The sequence below is a fragment of the Methanobrevibacter ruminantium M1 genome, assembly GCF_000024185.1.
Lineage (GTDB): Archaea > Methanobacteriota > Methanobacteria > Methanobacteriales > Methanobacteriaceae > Methanobrevibacter > Methanobrevibacter ruminantium.
This window is the reverse complement of sequence record NC_013790.1, coordinates 1744874-1764001: the sequence shown is the minus strand read 5'-3', so window position 1 is coordinate 1764001 and position 19128 is coordinate 1744874. Positions and strand designations below refer to the sequence as shown.

The window sequence follows — 19128 nt, the reverse complement described above, 5'->3', positions numbered from 1 at the left end:
AGCTTTTCCGGGCCTTCGGCCCGCAAAACCTTGACCAAAATTTTATTCAAACTTTTAGAAAAAGTTTGATCAAAATGTTTCTAGAACTTGTATATTTCAAACTTTTTAAACATATAAACGGTTTATCTAAGTTATTTAGATAAACATTCTTTTTTTTCTTTTTTTTTTACTTTATTTGCTTATTTTATTCTTTTTTGATATAATTTCTTAATTCATTTCATAACTTTTTTGGATTTTTCATCTAATCGATATAAATTTATGTCTTGAAACCATATCTCTAATTAGAAACTAAGTTCTTGGGATGATAGAATGGAAGAGATAGTATTTAAGCCGATCGGATATATTAAATCCAAATATGAAACAGTTGAAAACATGCCTAAATCCCCAAGGGAAGGCATGGAGGATGAGGCAGAGCTAATAGTCAATGAAGAGTACTTGGAAAGCATGTCTGACATGAAAGCAGGCAAGGAGTATATGGTTATATTCTATTTCCATAAGTCAAACGGATTTAAGCAAAGGGTTCCTTTTAGAGGTGACGGTCCAATAACAGGCTTGTTCTCAACCCATGCCCCTAATAGGCCAAATCCTATTGGAGTTTCAATAATAAAAGTCAAGGAAATTAATGGAAATGTGATCAAATTCAATGGTGTTGATATGTTAAATGGCACTCCAGTCCTTGATATAAAAGATGCTTAGTGCTTTTATTATTCTAAGTTAATAGGTAATTTTTATTTTTTTAATTCTCTTTTCAAATCATGGATGAGTAATACTTTTTTTTTAAATTTTTTTTATTGAAATTATTATTTTATCCTTTGATTTTTATTCTATATTATTAGTTGATTTTCTTATATTTTATCTATTTTTCATTATTTCATTATTAAATTTGAAAATATTTAATAAAAGTTATTTTATAGAATTTATTAAAGTTTATTTTACTAATATCTTTATATATAATGAATTACAAAATTATAAATAACTAATAATTAGTAATATTTATATTTGACTATAAACATTTTAGAAATTTGAAATTTGGGTTATATTGTAGTTAAAAACTAATTTTTAGTTATTTTTTTTAAAAATTATTAGGAGATATTTTATGTCTGATGTTGGTAAAACTGTAATAACAACTATTATTACTTTAGTAACTACTGCATTTGGTTTAGTCGCAGGTTTAGCATGGAACGATGCAATTCAAAAATTAATCGACTCTGTAATGGGTCCTGGAGACGCACTTACTGGATTATTTACTTATGCTGTTATTGTAACCATTCTTGCAGTTGTTGTAACCATTATACTTGCTAGAATAGCAGCTAAAATGGGCGTAGAATTAGAAGAATAAGTTTATAACTTATTCTCTTTTTTACTTTTTTTAAATCATTCATAATTTTTTCTTTAAATCTATTTTTCTTATTTTTTATAGCTTTTCTTGTTTTTAACACTTATTATTTTATCTATTTTTCTTATTTTTAGATCCTTTATCTTGTTGTTTAACAATTATTATTTTATCTATTTTTCTAATCTAGTTACAAAAGCTATTTTCATTCTTTTCATCACTAATCATTCTTTCACTAATGGTTTTATAAAAATCAAATAAATAAATATATTAAATCCAAGTGGCAAATCTTTAAATAGTATTTAATTTATTAAATATGTAAGGGGTTTTTATGGTAAAATACTGTCATAATTGCGGAAATGAGATAAAGGTATAGTGAAAAGTTCTGTCCTAAATGTGGACTAAGGGCGATAGAGCCTGATCCAAATTATATTAGGACAGATTTTCAAAACAATGCGAATTCTAATTATCATGATTCTCAAAGCAATAATCCCCATTCTAATTCTAGTTCTAGTTTTAATTCTAATAATTCTAGTTCAAAAACCTCTAAAAGCAAAGAAAAATCCAAATCCAATGGATCTAGTTCTCTAATGATAATAGTCACTACAATCTGTGTTATCTTAATTTTGATAGTTCTTTTTTATGGATTGTTCCCTGGATTGACAAACAGCAATGATAACAGTGACAATAATCTAATTATTCAAAATCAGACTTCTCATTTTACCATAGATATTGAAAACGGCACTTATTTAAGCGGAGAAGGCAAATCTAAAATGGTGGATTCCAATTATTCCACATTAGAATCCTATGAGAATTTTACGATTTCAGGCTATGAGGCCTATGAGATAGAACTTGACAATGGCTCTTGGTATATAGTCAGTCTGTATAAGGTGGATTATAATACTCCATCTAGCGATTGGGTATATAATAGTGATGTAGATGAGGATGGAAACGCTTATATCTTCTTCAATAGCAAAGGAGAGTATTATGGCTACTTTATTAACATTCCAAGCTCTAGCGATCCTTCCACTTTTGAGAATTTAAGCTTTTTAACTAGCATTTTCCATTATAATCATTAATGTGGGAATTTAAGCTTTTCAATTAGCATTTTCTATTATAATCATTAAAATAGTGAAATAAGTGATGTGGAGTTTTATTTAATGGATTGCTATTTAAGCTTAAAAAAAGAAAAAAAGAGCTGATTTAATTTAAACTCAAATTAAATTAAAATTCAGACTCTATTGTTTTAATAATATTATAAATTGTCTTATTCACACTTACATCAACACCATATTTCTCTCCAAGTTCAATGACCTTTCCATTTAATGTATCGATTTCTGTCTTTTGCCTTTTGGAAATGTCTTGTAATGTGGAAGACCTGTGATTATAAGTGTCTGGAACAAGCTTTGAATAGAAGACTTCCCTATACTCCTCTGGGCTGTCCCAATTGGTTCTGTATCCTGATGCCTTGATTACTTCAAATATTTCATCAATAAGCTCATTCATTATTTTAACGGAATATTCATTTTCCATCAGTTTTCCATAATTCCCATTCAATATGGCACCAAGAGGATTAAGGGAGCAGTTATAAAGCATTTTAGCCCATAGGAACTTATCCAGTTCTTCAGTGGTTTCAGATGGAATTCCTGAATCGTTGATCATCTTTGAAATGATTGAGACTGGGCGGCTGTCAATGAACTCGCCGTCATCATCCTTTTGAAGAGAACCAAGCAATATAGGTTCTGTATGGACAGTGACTTCGCTGATGTATCTTTCTGGGCGTTTAAACCCTGTAATGACTCTTGCACAGTAGACCTGTTCCTTTGGAAAGAATCTTAAGTATGGTTCGTCATTTGCAAAGCCGTTTTGAAATATGATTATTTTAGCATCCTCTTTTAAGATGGACTTGTGTTCGTTTAGCTTTCTGCTTATATCGTCATTAGCTATTGTTTTGCTTGATACAAGGACAAAGTCAAACTCATTATCTGGAATATCCTTGTAATCTGTGTAGACTTTAAATGATTCTGGACCAAATGAATAGTGATTGAATATGCCTGTTCTTTTAATTCCGTTTTTCCTTATTGCATTTGCAGTCTCTTCCCTTGCAAAGAAAGATACATTTGCACCTTGTGAAATCATAGATGCTCCAAGCCCTATTCCGATAGCTCCAGTTCCATTGATTAGTATGTTCATTTTATTCCTCTTGAATTAAGTTAGTTTTTTCTTGAAATTAAGTTAGTTTTTTCTTGAAATTAAGTTCTTTTTGTTATTTTTTTTAATACATTATTTGTTATATCGATTTTATTATAAATAATTAAATGTATTTTTTCTTTTTTTTCTTCTAATTTAAAAATTACTTGAATTATATATAAAAATCTCTAAAAATTTTTATTTCGAGGATTAAAACAATTTTAATCTTAATCTTTTTAAACTATTAAAAATATAATTATAAACTAATGATAGTTTTAAACAAAAGAAAGAAATCTTGGGAAATATATCCTATTGGAAGTCCTAAAGGAGCTCTTAATACAAAAAGGCAGGCTGAGTTTGTAGGCATTCTCCGCTTTATGGAAGGGGAGGACGGATTATCAATCAAGCGTTTTCTAATTAAAAGCGATAAGGAAGAAAAGCCTCTTGCTCCTTCTAAGGCGATCAATTTATTAAGATCTCAAGCTGTTTTCTTGGCACAAAAAGATGATGAAATGGAGGCATTCCTTGAAAAGAACAATGTCAAGGTCAGATTTACAAACATCTGTCAGCATTGTAGTTATGAAGGATATGTGACCATTATAAACTCAGATTTTTCATATAACTATCATGATCAGCTCATCTGCAAATCCTGTGCCGAAGAGACAATCAAGAGAGAGCTTCAGCTTAGGGGATATGACAAGAAGGTATTTAGAAACTTCAAGAAGGTCCTTGAAAAGACTGGCAGCTTGGATGATGTTTTAGAGATGCTTTCACCAAGATTTGACCCTCTCGCCCATACAGACTTGACTTTATTTGACACCATAAAGGTTCATGAGGATAAGATACCTAAAATCGCAATGAAGCGTCTTAAGGTTCCAAAGGAATTTAGGGATGTTCTCCTCAAGGATAACCAATATCTCCTGCCGGTTCAATACCTTGCAATTAGGGAAGGCCTCCTTAAGGATGAGAATCTCTTGGTTGTTTCAGCTACCGGAAGCGGAAAGACATTGGTTGGAGAGCTTGCAGGGGTTCCAAAGGCATTGAATGGTAAGAAATTCCTCTTTCTGACCCCTCTTGTTGCACTTGCAAATCAAAAGTACAGAGACTTCAAGAAGAGATATGAGCCACTTGGCCTTAAGGTTGCAATCAAAGTGGGGATGAACAGAATCAAAGCAAAGGGAGAGCTTAAGCTTCCAGATTCAAATATTGCCGATGCGGACATTGTGGTTGGAACATATGAGGGTATTGATTTTCTACTTAGATCAGGCAAATCAGACCTCTTGAATGATTTAGGCCTTGTTTTAATAGACGAGATTCATACAATCTCCGATGAGGAGAGAGGTCTCAGACTCAACGGACTTATAAAAAGAATCGAGCATCTCTTTCCAAACACCCAAGTGATTGGCCTCTCTGCAACTATAAAAAATCCAAAGACTTTGGCACAGGACTTTAACATGAAACTGGTCCAGTATAAGGAGCGCCCAGTTCCTTTAGAGAGACATATCGTTTTTGTTAATGGAGATGTTCAAAGAAGACTGTTAATGAGAAAATTAGTTCAAAGGGAGTTTTACTCAACATCCTCAAAGGGATTCAGCGGACAGACATTGATATTTACCAATTCAAGAAGAAAAACCCATAAGATAGCTAATTTCCTATCTGGTAAGGGAATAAACGCCTCCGCTTATCATGCCGGACTATCCTACTTTAAAAAGGAAAAGATAGAAAAGGACTTTTCAAAGGGAAAGATTGCAGCGGTGGTCACCACTGCAGCTCTAGCTGCAGGAGTGGATTTCCCGGCATCCCAAGTAATATTTGAGTCCCTTTTAATGGGAAACAAATGGATTTCTCCAAATGAGTTTTCACAGATGTTAGGAAGAGCAGGAAGGCCTAGCTATCATGACAGGGGAATCATATATCTTGTTCCAGAGATTGGAAGTGAATTCGACGGTGAAAGTGAGGAGTCCGTAGCCCTAGATCTTTTAGAAAGTGATGTGGAGAATATCATTGTTGATTATACAGAAGACGGATCACTTGAGCAGATACTTGCAGACATCTCATCAAGGTCTTTAACTAAAGTGAGGGATGTAATCAATTTCTATAAGGATATTCCAGTTCCAATTGATATAAATACTGCCCTTGAAGAATTAAGGGATAAAAAAGCGATAGAGATACATGCAGATGATACTATTGATGTAACTCGGTTTGGAAAAGCGGTGGCTATGTCATTCTTGTCAATTGATGATGGGGTAATCATTAAGGATTCCATTAATGATAAGAATTATTTAAGCCAGTATTACAGCAAGCCATTCTTTAAGACCAATCTTAGGGAGCTTAGAAGGTTGTCCGATAGGATTGATGAGGAGAATGAGGAGATTCTTAATAGAAATAGGAAGATACAACATAAGTTGGATCAGTTAAAGAAGAACGAATCTCAAAAGAAAGAGGATAAGGATAAGGAAGATAAGACTGATAAGAAGAATAAGAAGTCTAAAAAGAATAAATCTAAGAAGTCTAAGGATTCTAAGAAGGATAAAGGTAAAGATAATTCTAAGAAGTCCAAGAAATCTGAGGATTCTAAGAAAGATAAGAAAAATAAAAATAATTCTAATAAATCTAAAAAAGATAAATCTGAGAATAAGAATAAATCTAATAAATCTAATAAATCTAAAAAAGATAAATCTGAGAATAAGAATAAATCTAATAAATCTAATAAATCTAAAAAAGATAAATCTGAAAATAAGAATAAATCTAATAAATCTAATAAAAAGAACAGTTCTAATAAGGAATTTAAGGATTCTAAAAAAGATAAAAAGTCTAAGAATTCTAAAGACAATAAATCTGAGAGTTCTAAAAAGGATAAAAAATCCAATAAATCTAATAAATATAATAAATATAATAAATCTAATAAATATAATAAATCTAAGAAATCTAATAAAAATAATAAGAATTCAAGTTCAAAGAACAAAAATGATAATTCTAAAGATTCTAATAAAGATAAAACTAATCATAAAGAGTCTAAATCAGAATCTAATCAATCTAAAAACTTAGAAAAAGACAGCCATCCTATCTCTAAGGACTATAAGAATTCAAATGCATCTGTCTCTGATGATTTAAAGGACTATTCTAAAAAAGTAATGTATAATAAAAGAATCAACATGTCTAAAAAGCAGCATAAAACCATAGAAGATAAGCCTATTCTTGTAAACAAGCTTAACTTTAAGGAAAATATATTTAGCGAGATCAATCCAAGAATGTCTAAAAAGGAAGTGAACGCTAACAATCTTCTTAAGGTCCAGTCCATAGCCCTTGACTTGGAATTGTTTGAAAATGCATATCTTGCTCCTGTTGTTCATAAGCAGATAGTATCTGCACTTAAAGTAAACTTTTCCACAAGATTGTTTTCAGAATCAACCCTTGATATAATATCCTCTGGTGAAGCCATTGCCAAATTGGATATTAAGTTCCAGGATGCTCTTTTAAAGCTTCAGATAGATTTCTTAAGATGTGACTGCAATGACAGGCCATTCTGTGAATGTCTTCAAAGGGGAATTTCCTATTATATATTGAATCAAAGATTGAATAAGAGGGATCCTATTGACATTTCCAAATCACTTCTTAAGGAATATCAGATTCAAGCTTATCCTGGAGATATTTTCTCATGGCTGGATGCCTATGTGAGAAATTTGGATGCTATTAAAAGAGTTGCACAGGCATATGGTAAAAAGGACATAGTTAAAGAAGCGGATAAACTAATAAAGATAATTGAAACTGGTAAATAAAAAAAAGTTTTAAATTCTAAAATAATTCTTTAAATATTTAAAATAAGAAAAAAGAGTTTTTAGAAATAAATTGATTCAATATTTAATTTATTTCTATTTAAATATAAATTTAAAAAATAGCAATAGTCAGTTGTTTAATTAAACAACTGATTAAGCTTATTGTCTGTTTTTGTAAAGAGTTCATTTAAATCATATGAGAATCCATTTCCAAGATCATATCCATTTGATGTGTCCTCATAGTAGTAGTTTGAATCAGAGGAGTCATAATAACTGTCTGTTGTTGAACTGCCACCTATGAATTCCCTTATGAGCCTTGCAAGAAAATCAGGTTCTTCATCAGAGCTTGAATAGTAGTTTGATTCTGAATTGTCCGAACTTGAAAAGAGCCCATCTAAAAATCCAGAGCCTCCATTTGAATTGTCATAGGAGTCGGAACTGGAATAATATTGTCCGTCAGAGTCAGAATAATATTGTCCTTCGCTGCTGTCTATATAGCCATTGTTATTGGCATCCTCATTAGTGTTTACATTTGATACAATCCAATCAGAAAGACCGCCAGTCATAGAGAAGACTGTGCTGCTGCAGATAAAAGCAAGTAAGCATACAACGACATAAACGATAAATTTTGCTTTTCTATCTTCCATGATTTCACCCCATTGGTTTTATTATCAAAATAGTAATTTTAAGTTTTCAAATTAAAAAATTAATCATTTTTAAGATTTAATATTTTGTTAATCTAAAGTTTATTTAATGAGATTAATCAAAAATAATATTATATGTTTCAAACATATATTTGTATAAATAATTTATATAAGATATTTTCTAATATTTAAATATTTTTAATTTTAATTGAATTATTCAAATTTTAAAGCGATTTATAGAATTTTTTAAACTGATAGCATGAAAACAATAGCAAAGCCTTTCCAGAATTCAATAGACATAAAGAAATCTCAATTCATCTGTCGCCTTTTTCCTGCACAGACTGAAAAAGAGGCTAAAGATATTATAAAAGAGATATCTGAAGAGTATAAGGATGCCACACATAACTGCACTGCTTATGTTGTAAGCGATGGGGAAGGCTATGATGATAATGGAGAGCCTGGAGGAACTGCAGGAAGGCCTATGCTGAATGTCCTAAAGAAAAATGAGATAAATAATGTGGTTGCCATTGTCACAAGATATTTCGGTGGAATCAAGCTAGGAGCAGGAGGGCTTGTGAGAGCATATAGCAAATCTGTTCTTGAATGCTTGGCAATTGCTGAGATAGTTGAAATGGAACTTTATGAACTCTTTAGGTTCACTTTTGAATATCAGGACATTAAGGCAATTGATGCTGAGGTTAGGGCCAAGAATTTGGCTGTAATTGAAAAGCAGTATGAAGCACAGGTCATTTATTTTGTTGCAACAGATAATGTTGGCATTGTTAAAAGCGTTCAAGATAAATTGGCTAAACAGGTAAAAATAGAGCATCTAGGCAGCAGATACTTGGAAAAAATAGTTTAACTTATTGTTATTTTTTGTTTAAAAAATAGTCTTCTAGTTTATTAGATAGTCTTATTCTAGTTTAAAAAATAGTCTTATTTTAGTTTATAAAAGGGTCTAATAGTCTAATTTCTTATTTTAGGTCTCTTAATGGGCCTAATCAATATTTTCTTTTTTTAAAATTTTTTAATCAATCAATATTTTCTTTTTTTAATCAATCAAAACTATATCTTAGTTAAAACCTCTTCTTGAAATGGCTTAACCTTATTTAAAAAATCAGATTCATTCATCACTTTATTAAAACAGTCTAAAGACTCGTTTAAGAGTCCCATTCTTCTTAAAACGAGTCCTTTATTAAATGAGCAGTAAGTATAATTGGGATTAATGGATAAGCATTTATCAAATGATTCTATCGATTTAATATATTCTCCCAAGCTAAAATAGGCAATGCCCTGATAGTTTAAGGCATCTAAATCATTTTCATTTATTTCAAATATCTTATTTGTAAGCAGTAATGTTTTATGGGGATTGTCTTCAACAATTATGCTTTTAATTGTTTGAAATTTCAATTTGTCGATTTTGGTGCTTTTGGAATTTATTTCTTTGTATAAGAATTCTTTCTTGATGGTTAAAATAAGTTTTTTAATGATGTCATTTATGGAATTTTCAGATTTTGGATCTTGTTTAACGGCTTCCTCCAAGCAGTCTAGAGCATCCCAGAGAAGGCCTTGGTTTTTATAGCCATAAGCTTTTTTAATCAGTGCTGTACAGCTTTCATTGAAATCATATAGCAAACTTATATCCGTAGATTCCTTCTCAAAGATTTCCAGTATTTCGTTTTTGAGCAGACTCACAATGGAAGCCAATCGGGGATTATAGTTCAATGCCCTATCAAAGGATTTCAATGCATTCCTATAGTCTCCATTGATTTTCAGTATGATCCCTTTATTGAGATATGCAGAAGGATTTTCTTCAACGGATAATGAGTCATTAAATGCATCTAGAGCCTCTTGGTTTCTATGCAGCTTCATAAGGGCTGACCCTTTGCCATTGAGAGCATTTATATTATGGGGGTCTTCCTTTAGAATCCCATTGAAAAGTTCCAATGCATAATTGCTATCATTTTGAATATATTCTAAAGCTTCTTCAATTCTTTCTTCAAGTTCCATTCCAATCACATCCTTTAAATTTTATAAATCCAATCTTTCATTTATGGTTTATATAATATTAATGGAATAAAGAAAAAACTTTATGGGATGTGGCAGAAATGACAGGTATTTTTCATTAAAAAAAAAGTTTTGTTCATTAAATTAGGGCATTCTTTAAGGGTTAATTATGGCTTTTTAGAAGAATTAGGGAATTATGCATTCTTATTTCACTTTCAAGTCAATTTCACATCTTCATATCAATTTTACGAGATGAAGTCAATTTTACACTTTCAAGTCAATTTCACATCTTCATATCAATTTTACGAGATGAGGTCAATTTTACATTTTCACATCAATTTTATGAGATGAAGTCAATTTAACTACTTCAAGCCAATTTTGATTTAAAATAACACTTATATAGTCTTTAAATTAGAAATAAAGTTTATATATTAAGAATTACATATTTTTATATCTAATGTAAACCTCAAGTCCTGGAGGTGATACAATGTTTAAAAGCATTTGTCCCATGAAACCGATTCAAATAGTCATATTTGATGAAGATTCTGCTAGGCAATTGAATAAAACAATAAGGGAGGGGCATTATGACTATCCGATCTAAGATCTGGATGGTGCTGGTCTTATATGTCATTTATTTGATGTGTATGAACCTTATCGTCATAATGGTTTTAGTTAAACTGTTATGATGACATAATTTCCCTCCTTTAAATTGTAGGAATAAATAATCATTGCTTGTTTTGTTTTTTACACAATCTCCCAGGATTGTTGGTTTCATTTGGCTTGTAATGGTTATTCCTGCAATTTATAAACCAATTAAAAAAATTTATATACTATTTAATTCATATTCATTATTGAGTTTTAAAAATTCATTTTTTGAATTTTTTTAATTCCAACTTATTGTTTTATTCAATTTTTCAATATCTAATCTGGGTTTTGTAGGATTTTATCTTGCAATATAGGTATTGAGGAATGATTTAGAATCTAATCTGTTTTTTTTGATAGATTAGATTCCTATATCATTTTTTGCTATTTTTAATATTTTTTACATTATTATTGTATCTTCAAACTTTTTCTTTGGTTTACTTATGTAACTATTTATAATTATTATTTATACTTTTTGGACTTGTTTTCATTATTAAAAATCTCATATTATTTATTTTTTATTTTTAGGACTTATAAACCTATCAATTGATTAAAAAACTTTATATATTAGTTTTTTCATATATTTTAACAGAGTTTTAAAAATTCATTTTTTGAATTTTTTTAATTCCAACTTATTGTATAATTCAGATTTTCAATATCTAATCGGAAGTGTTGTAAGATTTTATCTTGCAATATAGGTATTGGGAGAGTGATCAGGAATCTAATCTTTTTAAATGGATTAGATTTCCAGTTCATTCTTAACTGCTATTTTTAATTATTTTAATAAAATCTCTAATTCTTTTTTTATCAAGAGTAAATAAAACCCTTTATTGGATTTATATATTCTATTTAAGAGAATAATGTGTATGAATCCATAAGAATTATTAATGAATGTATATAAGACTATAATGGCTATTTTAATAAATTTTAAGATTATATACTAGTATAAATATAAATAAAATCAATAGCAGAATAATCAAATTATAAAAATTTGCTCTAATTAAATCCAATGATGGGGGATTATATGAATACGGATTATCTTAAGGAATTTGAAGAGTTGAATCACACTACAGAAAGCCTATTTGATTTGGGAATCTCTGGGCTTTTAATCATTTTAAAGGACGGAACAAATCTGACCAGCTGGAGTGAGCTAAGCAATCCTGATGATATCTTATATCTAAGTGCAGACTTCCGGTGTAAGGAAAATTACACTGAATTTAGTAATTTTAAAAATGCAAAGGTGCTTATCCTACAGAATTATGTCCGCCCCAATTTTGGAGTGGGCAGCTTGTTTTTCAAAGAGGCAGATCTAATTACTAAACTGTCTACTTGGCATTCATTGGTGGCTTTCTATGGAATAAACTGGGACATCTCCAGCACTGATTCTTTAAAGAATATGTTTGCCAATTGCCTTTCATTGGAATATGCATATTTTGAGGATTGGGACACTTCCCATATTCGTAACTTTTGGGGAATGTTTGTTGCCTGCTGCAGCTTAAAGGCCATAGATGGAATGGAGAATTGGGACTTGAGCTCTGCAGAGAATATGGAATCCATGTTTGAGTCCTGCATGTCCTTGGAAGACATTTCATTCCTATCTGACTGGGACATGTCCAATGTGGAAAACATCTTTGAAATGTTTAGGGATTGCTATAGCCTAAAGGATGCAAGCTGCTTGAATTGGAAATTTAAGAATCTAAAAAATGGTGACAATCTATTTGCCAACTGCAGAAAGCTTGAAAGCTTTCCAAGCTGGTATGATGATGAGTTCATCAATCAATTCGGCATCAGAAATCAGCTAAACCTTATTGATGACGATTCATTTTTCTATAAGATTGCAGGGGGATTCGACCCCCAGGACATTTTCATAGCAGTAGGATATATCAGGGATGAAGAATGCCTGAAAAGATTGCTTAGAGATTCCTCTGTCCATTTTTATGCAAGAAGGGCCGCTCTTTTAAATCCAAACTTAAATGACACAGAGATTTTAGAGGAATTTGCAGATAGCAAGGATTATGTGGAAAGGGCCTATGCAATTGAAAATCCTAATTTCACCAATATTGGAATCATAAGAAGGCTTGCCAATAATGATAAAAGTCATTTGGTCCGCTTCAAGGCAGAGAATAAGTTAAAAGAGCTTAAAAGTGAAGGACTTGAAATAATAGAGGATTATCCTAGAGAGTTCAAGCAAGCCTTTGAAGGTCATGACAGAGAAAGGGCATCTCTAGTCTTATCCCAATGGAGAGGATATGATTCCACAGATGCTAATTTTATTCTGGCCAAGGTTATTTCAGACTCTTCAGATGAGGAAATAGAATTCAGCGAAACCTTTGAAGCCTATATTATATCAATGGAGGAAAAACCACAAGACCCATCATTATTTAATTGGTTTAGTTCCACAGCTGTAGAATGTATGGAAAAAAGGGTGGATGAGGATATTGGATTCTCCCAGTTGTTTAACAATATGTATAAGTCACATATGAACTCAACTGATTATGCAACGGCCTTTTTAGACTTTTTCCAAGATATTCTTGAAAATGATCGCGTCGAAAAGTTGAATCTGCTTAGGGGTCTAGTTGATTCTTGGGATACTGACTGTCCTGATGACGCCAATATGCACTGCGCTTATGTTATTTTAAATATAAAAAAGATTTCTAAAGATGAATTGGAGGATAGAATAGCGAAGGCTAAAGTTTGCATTCCAGAAAATTTGAATTCATATCCTAAACTGATGGCCTTTATGAATGCAGTATTGGAGGCAGATAAATAGCTTCTATGGCTAATAATGACAAAATAATGGATTCTTTTAGTGGTTAAATTATGAAATAATGGATTTTTGGCTTAATAAGAACTAATGGATTCTTTTAGTGGTTAAATTATGAAATAATGGATTTTTGGCTATAATAACTAATGGATTCTTTTAGTGGTTAAATTATGAAATAATGGATTTTACCTTATGGGGAGGATAAAATGTTATATTATCGTGGAGCAGGATGGGCCGATTGGGATTTGGATAATTTTGGAAGCAGAATATCATATATTGACGATTTTCCATTTAATATCTTGAAGGCTCTCTTAAGCTATTTTGAAACAGGTGATGAACAGTCTGTCGAATTCAATGCAGAAGGATGGTTTTATACTTTCAAGTTCTCTTCCGATGTCAGAGTTGGTGAGAGAGTGATATATGAAAGCACTATTGATTTTGCAAATGATTTTATCTGTGAAATTGAGGAAAGAATGGGCTTATGGGCTTTTTTTCCATCCCGAAGAACAAGTGATGAAGACTATTATGAATTGGTGGATTTAATCGTCAAAATCAGGACAGAACTATTAGATAAGGATCTAATAAATAAATGGATTGATATAATTTCACAATCTTAAAATTAAGATTAAGTTGTGTTGATATGAATTTTACGGAATTTGAAGAATTATTGGGCGGCGAAGCAAAGGAGATCTCTCTTTATGAGGATGTCATTTTAGAAAGTGATGAAGATTACAGAAGAGGCATTGAACTCAAGAGAGATGGCTTAGTCATTGACGGCAAGGGACATGTCATTGATGCAATGGAAAGGGCAAAGGCATTCCATATTCAAGGAGATAATATAACTATAAAAAACCTTAAGTTTAAAAATGCCGTTTCTCATAAGGGCAATGGGGGAGGAGCCATTGAGAATGTGGGAAAAGAATTATCCATAAAAAATTCTCATTTTTTCAATAATTGTTCACTGGGTCCTCTTGGCGGCGGAGCTATTTGCAGCTTTGAAGATATGAATATAAATGATTGCATATTTGAATCTAACACTTCAGTAAGATCTGATGGCGGTGCAATATATTTGGAGACTTTTTTTAAGCCTAATGTAACTGTCATAATGAAAAATTGCAGCTTTAAAAATAATTATGCAGATGGCGGGTTTAAGGATTTTGGCTCTAATGCCGGTGCAATATTTAATAAAAACGCTAATTTATATTTATTTGATTGCAATTTTGAAGATAATGGGGTGGTGAGCGCTTATGATTCAAGCAGTGAATCGATTCAAAATAAAAATGGCATTATAACCATGGACAATTGCTGCTTTAATACCAGAGAGTCCCATTCCATATTCAATCTTGGATTTTTGTTAATCAATAGTTCCAGATTTTATCATCATCCGGAAAATCTTGAAATTCAAGGTTCGATTTTCAATCGAGGCTTTGTAGGATTATTATATGGGGAAAGAAACCAATATAAAGTGGAATTAGATGGAAAGGTACTGGATAGCTCAGATATTGGTGATTTAATCAATGAGTATAAGAAGACATACAATCTCGATACAAAAGAAGTTGGCTTCATCTTTAAAAAGAATATTATTGAATCCATTAATGATTTAAGTTCGGATAACTTTAATTTAGAGGATTTCAATTTAGGCGATATTAATTTATCTGACTATAAAGATGACGAATATTTGATGGATTTATTAAAAAATAAAATTGATTTGATTTACTCTGGAGATTTTGAAGACTCTGATGAATCTATTTAAATTGCAAATATTATAAAAATCAAATAGTGGAAGTTGAAGGGGATAAAATGAATTTCAAGGAATTTGAAGAATTAATAAATAGCGGAGTAAAGGAGATTTCTCTAAATGAAGATATAAGTTTGGAGGATAAGACACAAGCGCCTATTGAAATCAAGACAGATGGCTTGGTCATTGATGGAAAAAACCATATCATCGATGGAAATAACAAGCTTCCAATATTATATATAAAAGCCTCTAATATCACTTTAAAAAACATCATATTTAAAAACGGATTCTCAGAGGACTATAGCGGTGCCATAACTAACTATTCCAATGACTTAAAGGTAGAGCACTGCCAATTCATAGATAACTCTACAGAAAATGCAGGTGACTTGTATGGGGGAGCCATCTACAATGGAGAAAACTCTAAATTGACTGTGGAAAAGTCCATATTTAAGGAAAATGATTCAGACTTTGGAGGGGCCATTTTTATTGATTCAGATTCAACAGTAAAGATAAATAATTCTGTATTTGAGCTCAACATCTCTGAATTCGATGGAGGAGCCATTTACAATAAGGGAGAATTGATCATAGACAAATCCATATTCAATCAGAACATGGCCTTTAAGGGAGGAGCCATCTTTAATGAAAACAGTTTGACTATAAATGATTCTCATTTTAAAAACAATAAAGCAAGCGATGGAAATGACATACAGACAGAAAATGAGGATATTTCCATATCAAACTCTCTTTGTGAGTTTATAAATAATGATAACTATTGATTTTGCTTTTTGTGGGTTAATAAATAATGATAATTATTGATTTTGCTTTTTGTGGGTTTATAATCTAGAATTATTATTTATTTTCCTCATTTGTGAGTTGATCAATTAGGAAAATCTAATTTCTTCAATAAAGCAATTCCTTTATACTATTTATATAAAGAATGAATCAGATTATTAAATAAAGCTATGTGAGGTGAAAAATATGTTTGAATTAAGTGGAAAGTACAATACAGCTAAAGTCTTTGCAGACAATATAGACAATGACAGCGTATCTCAAATAATTCAATTTCTCAATCAGCCTATAGCTAAGGACCAATCCATCCGAATGATGCCAGATGTCCATGCAGGAAGCAATTGTGTAATCGGAACCACAATGACAATCACAGACAAGGCAGTTCCAAACCTTGTAGGCTCAGACATTGGCTGCGGTATGGAAACAGTCTATCTTGACACAGATGAAATAGATTTCAATCGCTTTGATGAGATAGTCCGCAAATACGTCCCTCATGGCTATGACATTAGGGAAAATCCTCATCCATACATAAAGAAACTAAGACTCACTGAAATGAGATGCTATTTCGATCTTGAAGCAGGAAGCCAAGGCAATTTTTCCTTAGGAACCCTTGGAGGAGGAAATCACTTCATTGAAGTTGGAAAGGACAAAGAGGAAAACTTAGTCCTTGTCGTCCACACAGGAAGTAGAAGAATCGGTGCAGACGTATGCGAATACTATCAAAACCAGGCATTGAAGAGCTTTAAAAGAATGCATAAGACTGCAACAAACAAGGAACTCATATACTGTGAAGGCCAATTGTTTGAGGACTATATCCATGACATGAAGATAATGCAGGAATTTGCAAGCTGGAACAGGAAGGCAATCATCGAAACCATTCTCAGCCATTATGGAATGGACTATACAGACAGCTTTACAACAATTCACAATTACATAGACACAGACCATAATCAAATGATCTTGCGAAAAGGAGCGGTTTCAGCTTACAAAGGAGAAAAGCTATTGATTCCAATTAATATGAGAGAAGGTTCCTTAATCTGTAAGGGAAAAGGGAATAAGGATTGGAATTGCTCTGCTCCACATGGTGCGGGAAGGCTGATGAGCAGAAGAGAGGCAAAGGACAAGATCTCTTTAAAAGAATATGAAAATGCAATGAAAGGAATTTTTACAAATTCAGTAAACAGAGGAACCATTGATGAGTCTCCAATGGCTTATAAGCCAATTGAAGCCATTGTAAACAATATTCAAGACACTGTTGAAATTATTGATATTATTAAGCCTGTTTATAACTTTAAGGCTTAATTTTTAATCTTAATAAATATTTTAAGTCTTAATTTTCAATTTTAAGATTAATATTTTAGGCATAATTTTGAGGGGGTAAAATGACTAATTTAGAATTAAATATCCTGGATTTAAGCTTAAATGAACTTTTAAGAACTGTAAATAAAACAGAATCAATTCTTAAAGACCAATATGATGAAATAAAGGAATTCAGAGACATTATCTTAACTGCTAGAAATTTACGCTTTGATAATGGAAATGATGCAACCATCTTTTTAGCAGGTTCTGGCAGGTCTGGTTTTGTAGCTAAGTTCTTTGCTATGAGATTGATGCATTTAGGCTTTCATGTATATGTTTTTGGCGAAACTTTAGTTCCTCCTGTTCATGATGGAGATATAATCTTATTCATATCAAAATCAGGTGGAGAGAATGCTGTAACCGATTCAATCGAATCCACCAAGCTTGAAAACATTAAAAAGTCCAAGAGTTCCCCTTCAAAAAACAATATGATCTTTGAGAATGTAAAGATTCTATCAGTTTGCGGAAGCTTTGACTGTTACTTGGCTAGCCACTCTGATGCTAAGATTGTCATTGAAGCAGAAAGGGATAGAAAATCCACCAAAGAAGAGTCTGAAAGATTTGATTCATTAGGATTTAACTCTAATGAGCTTGTAATCATGGGAACTGGATTTGAAGACTCTGCATTATTGATTCTTGACGCTTTAGTTGTAGAGATGATGAACAATCTAGGTCTTTGCGAAGAGGACTTGGAAAACAATCATGAGAATATTAATAGGCCTAAAGTGTCTAAAAAATAAAAAATTTAATTTAATAGACTTAAACAGTCAATGAAATAATTTAATAGGCCTAATGACCTAAAAAATTATTTCTAATTTTATTTTTTTATATAGATAGTAATTTTTTTTTAAATTTTATTTTTAATCAATTCAAAAACAGAATTATTTTAAGTTTTAGAAGGTGATAATTTGAATATTAGGCCCTCATATTCATATGCAAGTATCTTAAATGTCTTTATAGAAGAAAAATACAAAGATAATCTAGGGTGCTTTCGAAACACTAATTTTTATGATGTATTAGATTTCCAATCAGATGATTCTTCTTTTTACTATGATATGGCTTTTTTCAGCTTCTATTATGGGGACTATAAGTCATCATTCTTTCTAAGCCAAAAGGCCATGATTTTAGGTCATGATGAGGGGGACTTGAAATTATTGCGTCTTGCAGCTTTCAATGAATTGTCTCCAATCAAAAAACTATTATTTGACAGTATAAAAGAAGAGTTCTCTAATATTATCAAGGAAGACGATGAGGAACTGTTCTTATTTTATCTTGAGGACATGCATTATTTGGAGATTGCCTTAAATCAAAAGGACATTAATGTTGAAGAGGACTTTCTAAATCTTATTTCAAATTTATATATTCAAGTGAAATATATGGATTATGTGGATTATTATGCAATGATCAATCTATATCAGTTCTTTTATATAAATAAGTTTTATAGCGAGGCATTGCTTCTTATAAATGAGATTCTAGCTCGCAATCTAAACGTATTTAATTTAAATAGAAAGTTAGATGTATTGTTTAATATAAATGACATTCCTGGAGCATATGACGTCTATCAGGATATAAGGCTATTGGATCCTAATTATTTTGATTCATCTCCAAATAGGGAAGAGATGTATCTGGAAGTGTTTACCGAACATTTCTTTAAAAATAGTTTGGGTAAGTTAGAATAATTTTAAAAGGACAATTCTAGATGGAGATTATTTATGAAGATATTTTAGAAGGTTTTTTTTCTTTTAATTGTATATTTTTTCTTGATGAAACATAGTGAATTATACAAAATATTTTAAATAAATAATTACAAAATGTTAATCATAATAAATTAATCAAAAAATTATTATATTTAATCTAATTCAAAATTAATCAAAAAGACCATTTAA

15 protein-coding genes are annotated in these 19128 nt (G+C 31.2%); 12 read left to right on the top strand and 3 right to left on the bottom strand.

Annotated elements, in window-relative coordinates; genetic code table 11:
* The first annotated feature begins 309 nt into the window (after positions 1–309).
* The 3 genes from tsaA (at position 310) to MRU_RS06605 (ending at position 2412) form a co-directional block, all read left to right on the top strand.
* A complete protein-coding gene (gene tsaA, locus MRU_RS06615) occupies positions 310–696 on the top strand; it encodes a tRNA (N6-threonylcarbamoyladenosine(37)-N6)-methyltransferase TrmO (protein WP_012956122.1) in 387 nt (128 codons plus the stop codon).
* Between the two features lie 400 nt (positions 697–1096).
* The gene (locus MRU_RS06610) at positions 1097–1339 is read left to right on the top strand and encodes a DUF5654 family protein (protein WP_012956121.1); all 243 of its coding nucleotides are present in this window, start codon (positions 1097–1099) and stop codon (positions 1337–1339) included.
* A gap of 584 nt (positions 1340–1923) precedes the next feature.
* A complete protein-coding gene (locus MRU_RS06605) occupies positions 1924–2412 on the top strand; it encodes a hypothetical protein (protein WP_012956120.1) in 489 nt (162 codons plus the stop codon).
* A 145-nt stretch (positions 2413–2557) separates the two neighbouring features.
* On the opposite strand, the gene MRU_RS06600 is transcribed toward MRU_RS06605, so the two are convergent.
* The gene (locus tag MRU_RS06600) at positions 2558–3526 is read right to left on the bottom strand and encodes a ketopantoate reductase family protein (RefSeq protein ID WP_012956119.1); all 969 of its coding nucleotides are present in this window, start codon (positions 3524–3526) and stop codon (positions 2558–2560) included.
* A 263-nt stretch (positions 3527–3789) separates the two neighbouring features.
* Here MRU_RS06600 and MRU_RS12070 point away from each other — a divergent pair, with 263 nt between their 5' ends.
* On the top strand, positions 3790–7302 hold the full coding sequence (locus tag MRU_RS12070; RefSeq protein ID WP_012956118.1) for a DUF5814 domain-containing protein: 3513 nt from the start codon (positions 3790–3792) through the stop codon (positions 7300–7302).
* A 134-nt stretch (positions 7303–7436) separates the two neighbouring features.
* On the opposite strand, the gene MRU_RS06590 is transcribed toward MRU_RS12070, so the two are convergent.
* The gene (locus MRU_RS06590) at positions 7437–7946 is read right to left on the bottom strand and encodes a hypothetical protein (RefSeq protein ID WP_012956117.1); all 510 of its coding nucleotides are present in this window, start codon (positions 7944–7946) and stop codon (positions 7437–7439) included.
* A 256-nt stretch (positions 7947–8202) separates the two neighbouring features.
* On the opposite strand from MRU_RS06590, the gene MRU_RS06585 reads away from it, so the two are divergent.
* Complete coding sequence (locus MRU_RS06585; RefSeq protein ID WP_012956116.1) at positions 8203–8805, top strand: YigZ family protein; 603 nt, start codon at positions 8203–8205, stop codon at positions 8803–8805.
* A 203-nt stretch (positions 8806–9008) separates the two neighbouring features.
* Here the strand turns inward: MRU_RS06585 and MRU_RS06580 are convergent, their stop codons facing one another.
* Positions 9009–9953: a tetratricopeptide repeat protein gene (locus MRU_RS06580; protein ID WP_012956115.1), complete on the bottom strand. Its 945-nt coding sequence runs from the start codon at positions 9951–9953 to the stop codon at positions 9009–9011.
* 1663 nt (positions 9954–11616) lie between these two features.
* Between MRU_RS06580 and MRU_RS06575 the strand changes: the two genes are divergently transcribed.
* From MRU_RS06575 to MRU_RS06545, 7 genes are all read left to right on the top strand, one after another.
* Positions 11617–13362 (top strand): BspA family leucine-rich repeat surface protein, encoded by a 1746-nt coding sequence (locus MRU_RS06575; protein WP_048812457.1) that lies wholly within the window; start codon positions 11617–11619, stop codon positions 13360–13362.
* Between the two features lie 200 nt (positions 13363–13562).
* On the top strand, positions 13563–13973 hold the full coding sequence (locus tag MRU_RS06570) for a hypothetical protein (RefSeq protein WP_012956113.1): 411 nt from the start codon (positions 13563–13565) through the stop codon (positions 13971–13973).
* Positions 13974–13996: 23 nt separating this feature from the next.
* The gene (locus tag MRU_RS06565; protein ID WP_012956112.1) at positions 13997–15109 is read left to right on the top strand and encodes an adhesin-like protein; all 1113 of its coding nucleotides are present in this window, start codon (positions 13997–13999) and stop codon (positions 15107–15109) included.
* Between the two features lie 47 nt (positions 15110–15156).
* The gene (locus MRU_RS06560; protein WP_048812456.1) at positions 15157–15870 is read left to right on the top strand and encodes a hypothetical protein; all 714 of its coding nucleotides are present in this window, start codon (positions 15157–15159) and stop codon (positions 15868–15870) included.
* A 202-nt stretch (positions 15871–16072) separates the two neighbouring features.
* On the top strand, positions 16073–17185 hold the full coding sequence (locus MRU_RS06555; RefSeq protein ID WP_012956110.1) for an RNA-splicing ligase RtcB: 1113 nt from the start codon (positions 16073–16075) through the stop codon (positions 17183–17185).
* 80 nt (positions 17186–17265) lie between these two features.
* Complete coding sequence (locus MRU_RS06550) at positions 17266–17982, top strand: SIS domain-containing protein (RefSeq protein ID WP_012956109.1); 717 nt, start codon at positions 17266–17268, stop codon at positions 17980–17982.
* Positions 17983–18150: 168 nt separating this feature from the next.
* Complete coding sequence (locus MRU_RS06545) at positions 18151–18921, top strand: hypothetical protein (RefSeq protein ID WP_012956108.1); 771 nt, start codon at positions 18151–18153, stop codon at positions 18919–18921.
* Positions 18922–19128: the final 207 nt, after the last annotated feature.